This window comes from Longimicrobiales bacterium (genome assembly GCA_035764935.1).
Classification (GTDB): domain Bacteria; phylum Gemmatimonadota; class Gemmatimonadetes; order Longimicrobiales; family RSA9; genus DASTYK01.
In genome coordinates this window covers 91,295-100,301 of record DASTYK010000162.1, presented here as the reverse complement: position 1 = coordinate 100,301, position 9,007 = coordinate 91,295, and the positions used below count along the sequence as shown (strand labels likewise).

General features: G+C 69.4%; 6 protein-coding genes. 1 reads left to right on the top strand and 5 read right to left on the bottom strand.

Annotated elements, in window-relative coordinates:
• From VFU06_14415 to VFU06_14400, 4 genes are all read right to left on the bottom strand, one after another.
• The coding region (locus VFU06_14415) for an aminotransferase class V-fold PLP-dependent enzyme (GenBank protein ID HEU5210583.1) at window positions 1–475 on the bottom strand (475 nt) is incomplete at its 3' end.
• Window positions 468–773, bottom strand: coding sequence for a hypothetical protein (locus VFU06_14410; GenBank protein HEU5210582.1), 306 nt, complete (start codon window positions 771–773; stop codon window positions 468–470). The genes VFU06_14415 and VFU06_14410, both read right to left, overlap by 8 nt.
• Complete coding sequence (larE, locus tag VFU06_14405) at window positions 770–1,609, bottom strand: ATP-dependent sacrificial sulfur transferase LarE (GenBank protein ID HEU5210581.1); 840 nt, start codon at window positions 1,607–1,609, stop codon at window positions 770–772. Before larE ends, VFU06_14410 begins: the two co-directional genes overlap by 4 nt.
• Window positions 1,610–1,855: 246 nt before the next feature.
• Window positions 1,856–3,385, bottom strand: a complete 1,530-nt coding sequence (locus VFU06_14400) for a YifB family Mg chelatase-like AAA ATPase (protein ID HEU5210580.1) — start codon at window positions 3,383–3,385, stop codon at window positions 1,856–1,858.
• A gap of 284 nt (window positions 3,386–3,669) precedes the next feature.
• Here VFU06_14400 and VFU06_14395 point away from each other — a divergent pair, with 284 nt between their 5' ends.
• On the top strand, window positions 3,670–5,169 hold the full coding sequence (locus tag VFU06_14395; GenBank protein HEU5210579.1) for a trypsin-like peptidase domain-containing protein: 1,500 nt from the start codon (window positions 3,670–3,672) through the stop codon (window positions 5,167–5,169).
• A 93-nt stretch (window positions 5,170–5,262) separates the two neighbouring features.
• Here the strand turns inward: VFU06_14395 and VFU06_14390 are convergent, their stop codons facing one another.
• Window positions 5,263–8,997, bottom strand: a complete 3,735-nt coding sequence (locus tag VFU06_14390; protein HEU5210578.1) for an ATP-binding protein — start codon at window positions 8,995–8,997, stop codon at window positions 5,263–5,265.
• Window positions 8,998–9,007: the final 10 nt, after the last annotated feature.

Sequence of the window (9,007 nt, the reverse complement as noted above, 5' to 3'; positions counted from 1 at the left end):
TCGCTGTCCCCAGCACGTTGGACGCCGCCGTTATGGCCAGCAGCCGCGCGCCGCACAGCAGCGTCCGCGCGACGTCCAGGTCCAGCGTTCCGTCGCGCGCCGCAGGAATTTCGCGCACCGCGACACCGCGTGTGCGCTGCAGCACGCTCAGCGGACGCACGATCGCATTGTGCTCGTACGGCGTCGTCACCACGGCATCGCCGTCGTTCAACACGCCGAACAGAGCGGTGTTCAGTGCGTGCGTTGCGTTGAGCTGGAATGCGATGCGCCCGGTATCACCCGGGATATGGAGGAGCTCGGCAAGAAGTTGTCGGCAGCGGAGTGTCAGCCTGCCGGCGTCGATCGCGAGTCGGTGCCCCCCGCGACCCGGCGTCGCGCCGTTGGTTCTCAGCCAGTCCGCGATGCTGTCCGCGACAGCGGCCGGCCGGATCGCGGACGTCGCGGCGTAGTCCAGATACACGATGTCGTCATGCATCCGGCACGATCTCGATGGTCACGTAGCGGAACCCGAGCTTTCGCAGCTCCGCGGCACAGGCTCGGACATCATCGATGCGGCCTGGCGGCGCGGCCACGACCAGCATGTCACCCGCGTGTCCCGCGCGGTCCACGTCGCCGCTCAATCCGCTCGCAGCGAGTACCGCCCGTGCACGCTCCAGCTCGTCTGCGACAGCGGCGCCGCCGCGATCTGCCTCATCGGACGCGGCCGGTCCGCCGCTGCGGGCAGGCAGCCCGTTCTCGGGCCCTGAGGAGCGGTCCAGGTCAGCGTCGCTCATGCGCGCCCGAGCTGCACCAGCGGAAGCACCTCGTTCAGCGCACCGCGGCGGTAGCCGTGCACGTCGAGCAGCACGCGCGTGAAGCCGGCCGCTCGCACGGCCGCCGCCCACTTCCCCGCTTCCGCCGCCGCCCGCTCGATGTCCTGGGGGATCAGCTCCAGGCGGGCGGCATCACCATGATGCCGCACCCGGAATTCGCGCAGTCCCAGCGAGCGCAGGTTCTCTTCGGCGCGTTCCACCATGGAAAGGCGCTCACGGGTGACCGCCAGGCCGTACGGCAGGCGCGACGCGAGACACGGGGCGGCGGGCTGATCCCATGTGGGGAGGCCGAGCATGTGGGAGAGCATCCGGATGTCGCGCTTGGTGAGACCGGCCTCCTGCATCGGCGAGCGCACGCTGTTCTCGAGTGCCGCCTGCGCGCCCGGCCGGTAGTCACTCGCATCATCCGCGTTCGCGCCATCGACGACCGCCGCGATGCCGTGCTCGTCCGCAACCGCGCGCAGCTGACTCCACAGCTCGCTCTTGCAGAAGTAGCAGCGGTTTGATGGGTTCGCAGCGTAGTTCGGATCGTCCAGCTCGTCCGTGTCGATCTCGACGTGCGGCACCCCGAACTCGCGGGCGCACTGCCGGGCGACGTCGAGCTGGAGCCCCGGCACGGATGCGCTGCGCCCGGTAACGGCCAAAACTCGCTCCGGCCCCAGCGTCTGCACTGCTGCGACCGAAAGGAACACCGAGTCCACACCACCCGAGTAGCCGACGCAGACCGACCCCAGCTCGCGGAGGATCTGCTGGAGCCGCTGGTAGCGCGACCCGGTTTCGTTCGTGAGCTCTTCCATCTCCTCGCCTCCTGCCCGCCAAGCTACCGGCACGCCGGACGGGCAACAAGCGACGCCCGGCCTCGGCCGCACCGAACGCGGTGTCGTGCAGGGCCTCGTCGGCAGGTACTACCCCGGCCGGGCGGCGAGTCTGTTCCGGCAAGACGGACGGCAGGTCTCAGGTGGTCGCAGGCGAGCCCCGACGGAACCCGGCCGACGCGACCGGAAGTGGCAGGCGCGGGGCAGTTGGCCAGCCACCGCAACCCGTCAGTGCGCAGGCACCAGTGGTCGTTCGAGGGAACGGTACTGCACTGCCTCCGCGACGTGGACGGGTGCGATGTGATCCGTGCCGGCGAGGTCCGCAATCGTGCGCGCGAGCCGCAGCACCCGGTAATACGCTCGCGCTGACAGCCCGAAACGACGGATCGCCGTGCGCAGCAACGACTCCCCCGCTGCATCCACGGTGCAGTACGCGCGCACGTGCCGCGGCTGCATCTGCGCGTTCGCGTGAATCCCCGCCTCTGCGCGGAAGCGCCGCTCCTGCCTTGCGCGCGCGGCCTCGGTCCGCACCCGAATGGATGCGCTGCTCTCACCATCGCGTGCACCGAACAACTCGCGCTCACTGAGCGCCGCGACTTCGACCTGCACGTCGATCCGGTCCAGGAGCGGACCGGACACGCGCCCGCGGTAGCGCACGACCTGCGCGGGATGGCAGATGCAGCTGCCCGCGGAACCGTGATGCCCGCACGGGCACGGGTTCATCGCTGCGACCAGCATGAATGACGCGGGAAAGGTCGCCCCGCCCCGTGCGCGCCCGATATGGATGACCTGGTCCTCGATCGGCTGGCGGAGGGCCTCCAGCGCGCTGCGACGGAATTCCGGCAGCTCGTCCAGGAACAGCACCCCCGCATGCGCCAGCGATGCCTCACCCGGCCGCGGGATCGTGCCGCCACCCACGAGCCCTGCCTCGCTGATCGTGTGATGCGGCGCCCGGAACGGCCGCGTGCGCAGCAGCCCGCTCCCGGCCCGCAGCCGGCCCGCGACCGAGTGGATGCGTGTCACGTCGATTGCCTCGGAACGCTCCAGCGGGGGCAGAATCGTCGGGAGCCGCCGCGCCAGCATGGACTTCCCGGCCCCGGGCGGTCCGATCATCAGCAGGTTGTGCTGCCCGGCCGCCGCCACCTCGAGCGCACGCTTCACGTGCCCCTGTCCCTTCACCTCAGCGAAGTCGACCGCCCACGGATCGTCCTCCGGTGCGGGCGCACGCTCCGCGGCGGTCAGGGCATCGACGCCCGACAGGTGAGCGACGACGTCGTCGAGCGATTTCGCGCCGAGCACCGAGATCCCGTCCACCTCGGCCGCTTCCGCGGCGTTTGCCGCTGGCAGAATCAGGGACCGGAGACCGGCCGCCCGGCAGCAGAGTGCGATCGACAGGGCGCCCCGCAGCGGCCGCAGCTCACCGTCGAGACCCAGCTCACCGGCGAGGAGCACGTCGGTCGCCGCGTCCGACTCCAGTGCCCCCGTAGCCACGAGGATACCGATGGCAATGGGCAGGTCGAAGCCGCTGCCCGATTTCGGCACGTCGGCAGGTGCGAGATTCACGACGATCCTGCGGGGTGGGACCGGCCTCCCGCTGTTTGCAAGAGCCGCGGTCACACGCTCGCGCCCCTCTCGCACGGCACCCTCGGCCAGCCCCACCACGTTCATGCAGGGGAGGCCGTTCGCCAGGTCGACCTCGACGCGGACCGGATACGCGTCGATTCCGAACACTGCAGCACCGGTTACCTGCGCGAGCATGCGCAGCCCCCTTCCGCGGGCCGCGCCCGCACGAGCACCAACCGCTCTCCCGGTTCGTTCATGCGCAGGACGATCGCGGTCCCTTCGGGGCGCGGCCATGGATGGATCGGGCGTGTGCAGGGGCAACCGTCCACTGCCCTCCGGGATCCGACCCCGTGACGGCGCCGTACGGCCCGCCGTCGGAACAATCGATGGACAACCTGTTATTCTGACAGAGCGGCGGGGCATGCGCCCTGCACAGTCCGATTCAGCTGGTTACCGCGCTGATCCAGGAAGGAACGACGATGGTGAAGAAGACGTTCGGCTACGCGTCCATGATCGCCGTCGTATCGGCAGCAGCCCTCGGCTGCTCCGGCGGCGATCCTGCCCAGGCACAAACGAGTCAGGCGGCCCGCAACGAGGTGCGCGACGCCCTGGGCGATGTCCCGATCCGACTCGACACGCTGACGGCGAGCAGCCTCTCCGGTGCGTTCCGCAGCGCTGCCGCAACGGCGCTGCCCGCCGTCGTGCAGGTCGACGTGCAGTCCCGCATGACAACCGGCTCTCGCCGGCTGCCCTTTGCGATTCCAGGCATACCGCAGGACGAGGCACCTGTCCAGCGCGGGACCGGCAGCGGCTTCATCATCGACGAGCAGGGCCACGTGATGACCAACAACCACGTGGTCGAGGGTGCCGATCGCATCATCGTCCGTCTCGCGGATGGCCGCGAATACGACGCGTCCATCGTCGGCGCCGACCCCAACACCGACGTCGCCGTCATCCGGATCAACGGTGCGGACGGCGAATCGTTCCCCGTTTCGCAGTTCGGGGACAGCGACGCGATCAAGGTCGGTGACTGGGTGCTCGCGCTCGGCAACCCGCTCGGTCTCGACTTCACGGTGACGGCCGGCATCGTCAGCGCGAAGAACCGCAACATCAACATCCTGAGCAACGAGGCGGGCACGCAGCTCGAAGCCTTCATCCAGACCGACGCCGCGATCAACCGCGGCAACTCGGGCGGACCGATGGTCGATCTGCTCGGGCGAGTCGTAGGCATCAACACTGCCATCGAATCAGGCACCGGTTTCTTCGCCGGTGCCGGCTTCGCCATTCCGATCAACCTCGCCCGCAAGGTCGGCAGTGACCTGATCGAATACGGTGTCGTGCACCGGCCACGCCTCGGGATCCAGATCACGGAGGTGGATGCCGCCGACGCCCAGGTCTACAAGCTGCCTGGTGTGGCCGGCGCCGAGATCTCGACGCCGCCGGAGCCCGGCACACCCGCCGCCGAGGCGGGCCTCGAGATGGGCGACGTCATCGTGAGCATCGACGGCGACGAGGTGCGCACCGTCGCGGAGCTGCAGGCACGCGTCGCACGCATGCGTCCGGGCGAGACAGTGGATGTGGGGATCATCCGCTACGGCAACCGCATGACACGCCAGGTGCGGCTCGGTGAGTTCGAGCAGGTCGCCGCGCGTCAGCCGCGCACGAACGACGGACCGAGCAGCGAGATGCGCCTTGGATTCCGCGCGATGCCCGCACCCCCGGAGAGCGCGGAGCTCGTGAACGAGCGCGGCGACCGGTTTGTCGCAATCGCCGAGATCGATCCGACAGGCCCTCTCGCAGGGTTCCGTATCCCGCGTGGGGCAGTCGGTCCCGTGATCCTCAAGCTGAACGGTGAGGATGTACGCAGCGTCGCCGATGTCCAGCGAATTGCCCGATCGGTGAAGTCCGGCGACGTGGTCTCGATGGTGTGGGTGAACGAGAACGGCCAGCCCACGATCCTGAACTACCGCGTGCGCTGACAGGTCCTGACGGCAGCGTCGTTACGTCGCGTTGCAGGTAAGTAAGAGAGAGGCCCGGTCGCCGCCACGGCGGCCGGGCCTCTCCACTGCCGTTCACTCCCTGCTGTCATCGAACCGGTGCAGCCGGAGAGGCGGTCGACCGTCGTCGGCAGCCAGCATCCGCACGTGCATCACTGTCCCGGTGCCTGGGGTGCTCTCGACGGTGATCGTACCTCCCCAGCTCTCGACGATGCGTCGCACGATTGCGAGGCCCAGGCCCGTGCCTGACGAGCGTGTGGAGAAATGCGGATCGAAGATCCGCTCCTGCAGCGATTCGGGTATCCCCGGCCCGTCATCGACGACATCCAGCGCAACGCCGTCACCGACGGCATAGAGCTGCACCTCGACCAGCCCCTGGCCCTCGAGCGCGTCGCGGGCGTTTTCCAGCAGGTTCAGAATGACTTCCTTGAGCTCACCCGAACGCGCACGCACGAACGGCAGGCCCGGCTCGATCGACGAGCGGAACTCGATGGCAGAGTCCGAGCTGCGATACAGCGTCAGCGCGTCCCGCGCGACCGCGGTCGCATCGACCCGCTCCACGGGTCCGACCTCCGTTCCGGGCGCGCCGTAGCGCGAGAACGCGCGTGCGATCTCGGTGAGCCGATCGATCTCGCTCAGGATCTGCGTCACGTTGTCGTCGAGGATGTCGCCGAAGTCCGGCCGCCGATCCCGATACGCCCGTCGCAGGTGCTGCACGGAGAGCTTGATGGGCGTGAGCGGATTCTTGATCTCGTGTGCGATCTGCCGCGCCATCTCTCCCCAGGCGAGCACGCGCGCCGTGCGCAGCTCCTGTGTGCGCGCACGGCGCAGGCGGCGCACCATGCGATTGAACGAAGCGAAGAGCTGGCCGAACTCGCCGGATGGCGGCTGCGGCAGGCGAACGCGGAGACGGCCCGCACCGACTGCGGCCGCGGCACGCCGCAGCTGACCGATCGGGCCGGCCAGGGTGCGGCCCACCAATACCGAGAGCGCGAGCGAGAGCAGTGCGCCGACCAGCGCGGCGAAAAGCACGAGGTGCGCCAGCTCGCGCTGCCGTACGGCCGTGTCGCCCGCCGCGAGCGCCATGGGCACCGCCAGTGTGCCGGTTGCCGGCAGGCTGTGGAACGCGGTCAGGAACGGCCGGTCACCGATCGTGCGGGTTTCAACGGCGGCAAGCTCATCACCGCCCTCCAGGGACAGGTACACGGCGGGCGGCATCCACGCACCGTACACGCCGAGTGCGAGCGCCTCCGGCGACGACACGTTCGCCAGCTCACCGCGGAAGTAGTAGAGCACGTCACTGCCTGCATGCTCCGCAAGCTCGTGCAGGTTTCCGTCGACGTCGGGAAACTCCAGGACCGCGACCGCCGCAGCGCGCTGCGCTACCGCGCGGGTGGCGCGAGCGACCTCGCCTGCGAGCGCACCGTACGTCGCCCAGCCGAACACCGCGGTCGGCAGGAGGAAGAACGCGAAAAGCGCTACCGTGATCCGGGCGCGGAAGCTGCCCATCCAGCGCAGCCACCCGTGACGCGGCTTCGGCGCGGCTCCGCGGGCGGCGCAGCCTCCGTACCAGAGCATGACCAGCAGCCCGAGGTCGAGCACCAGGAGCAGCATGCCGCGCGCGAGGCGCACGCCGAGTGACGGCAGACGCACTTCCAGGTGGGCGTGAAAGGCCCCGTCCGGGAAGCGGACGAGAGTATCACTGCGCCACCCGCTTTCGCCCGGGACCCAGAGCGTGCCCTCGCCCAGCTCGACGCCCAGGCGCGCGGGCACGAGGTTCAGACGTGTGTCCTGCGCCGGCACGGCACCGAGGAAGGGCGCGATAACGCTGGTGCGTTCGAGCGAGCGGCGCGGTGGCACCGTGAACGTGATGATCCCGTCGCCTGCCAGCGGTACCGTGAGCAGACGACTGATCGCCGGGTTGTCGGCAAGTGCCTCGAGGTGAGGCTCGCGATCGTCGTGCTGCAGGCGCGCGATGCGGGTGAGCATCTGCGGAAGCGTATCGGGCGTAGCCATGTCACCCAGATTGAGCTGGGTCTGAGGTTGCCCGTTCGCATCCCACAGCACTGCCTGTACCGGGTACGACTCGCGCGCCATGCCGCTGGCCACCCAGGCACGGTAGAGAAGCTGCACACCTTCTTCGCCGGCTGCATACCGCCGTTGCGCTTCGCGCCCGAGATCCACCAGCAGGTAGTCGAGATACGGATCGGGCTGCATGCCGAGCGTGCCAACCTCACGCTCCGCATCATCGAGTCGTGCGCCGACGTGTGCTGCCCACACGTGCGGGATCACGGCGGTCCCTGCGAGCCATCCTGCAGCGACCCAGCGCAGCAGGCGGCCGGTGCTGCCAGTGAGACCGGCGAGCGCTGTGCCCAACAGCAGGAAGGGCGCGAACCAGAGGCCTGCGCTCCACAATTGCGCCCCGTTGAGCGGCTCCAGTCGCATGTGCAACAGCACGGCGAGCGCAACGCTCAGCGCCAAGCCGAGAATGGCGAGCCCGAGCTCGACCCTCGCGCCGCCCCAGGAGCGCAGGCGGGGCACGACGAGCGGCGGACGCTGCGGCAGCGCGAGCGCCGTGATCATCGTGAGCAGCAGCACGAGGGCGATCTGCAGGCCGAACCAGAGCGCGCCGCTCGTCGTCATGAGCTGCTGGGCCGCCGCGGCCAGCAGCAGCCGCAGGCCGGCCATGTAGCCGATCGCAACAGCGGCTGCACCCGCAATCAACAGCAGGCGGGTGTTGCGCCGCGGAACAGGCAGCCTCGCGGTCGCGGCGATACTCGCCAGCGGCAGCAGCAGGAGAAGCAGTGTGCCGAGCGTGATGTCTGCGAGCGGCAGCAGGAAGTAGAGGGGTGAAAAGAGTACGTTGGCGTCGAACGCAGAACCGATCGGCGCGAGCAGCAGGACCGGAATGGCGAGCAGCAGCGGCAGCACGCTCGGCCAGCGCGCCGTCGGTTGCGCCTGGGCCATGCCGATCGCCAGCAGCACGAATGCGAGCAGCCCGGCGATCACGGCGATGCGTTGCACCGTGCGCTCCACGTCCTCGCGCGCCTGTGCCTGCGTCAGGCGCTCGAAGCTGCCGTGCACGACTGTGTCGGCCCCTTCGACGAGCACCCAGTCCGCGTCGACGCCGCCGCCCGAGCGGAAGACCGGCCGGGCACCGGTCCGCTCCTCGAAGACACCGGTGAAGCTGCTGCTGCCGTGATCCTGGACGAGGCCCGTCTCCATCAGCATCGCTGCTACCACGTGCTGGCGGTTGCCGGCGACGGGGCGGGACAGGTACAGGTAGGAGTAGAGTGGGCGCTCGGCGAAGTGCGTTCCGCTCGGCACGCGCCGGACCGCTTCCGGGAGACTGCCGCGATGATCGCCCGCCCACGCGAGCAGGTCGCCACCATGTGTGAACAGGGCGAGCGCGTCCACCCCGGTTCGTTGGCGCACACCCTCGAGCTGCTGGAACAGCGTGCTCCCCGGTGCGGCGCGCAGCGCAGCCTCGGCCGCGAGATCCGTGGCGGTGACCGCGCGCTCCAGTGCGCTCTCCATGCGCCGCTCGAGCTGCTTCGCGAGGCCGACCTCCCGCTCGCGCACGATGGCGTCCCAGTCGTGTTCGATCGCGCGGAAACGCCTGCCCGCGTCCAGCCCCGCCAGCAGCGCGATTGCGACTGCAGCGAGCGCGGCATATAGGAAGGGGCTCGCGCCTTCACGACGGGCTGCCAGCACCGCGGCGCTGGTGATCAGCGTCGTCGCCACGAGATACCCGGCCTGGATCTGGCGTGCCCACGCCAGAACAAGGAATATGCTCAGTGCGGTGAGCACCCAACCCACA

Excerpts from the sequence above, each read along its gene's own strand:
- VFU06_14400 (HEU5210580.1), bottom strand. The coding sequence starts at position 3,385 with ATGCTCGCGCAGGTAACCGGTGCTGCAGTGTTCGGAATCGACGCGTAT.
- larE (HEU5210581.1), bottom strand. The coding sequence starts at position 1,609 with ATGGAAGAGCTCACGAACGAAACCGGGTCGCGCTACCAGCGGCTCCAG.
- VFU06_14410 (HEU5210582.1), bottom strand. The coding sequence starts at position 773 with ATGAGCGACGCTGACCTGGACCGCTCCTCAGGGCCCGAGAACGGGCTG.
- VFU06_14395 (HEU5210579.1), top strand. The coding sequence starts at position 3,670 with ATGGTGAAGAAGACGTTCGGCTACGCGTCCATGATCGCCGTCGTATCG.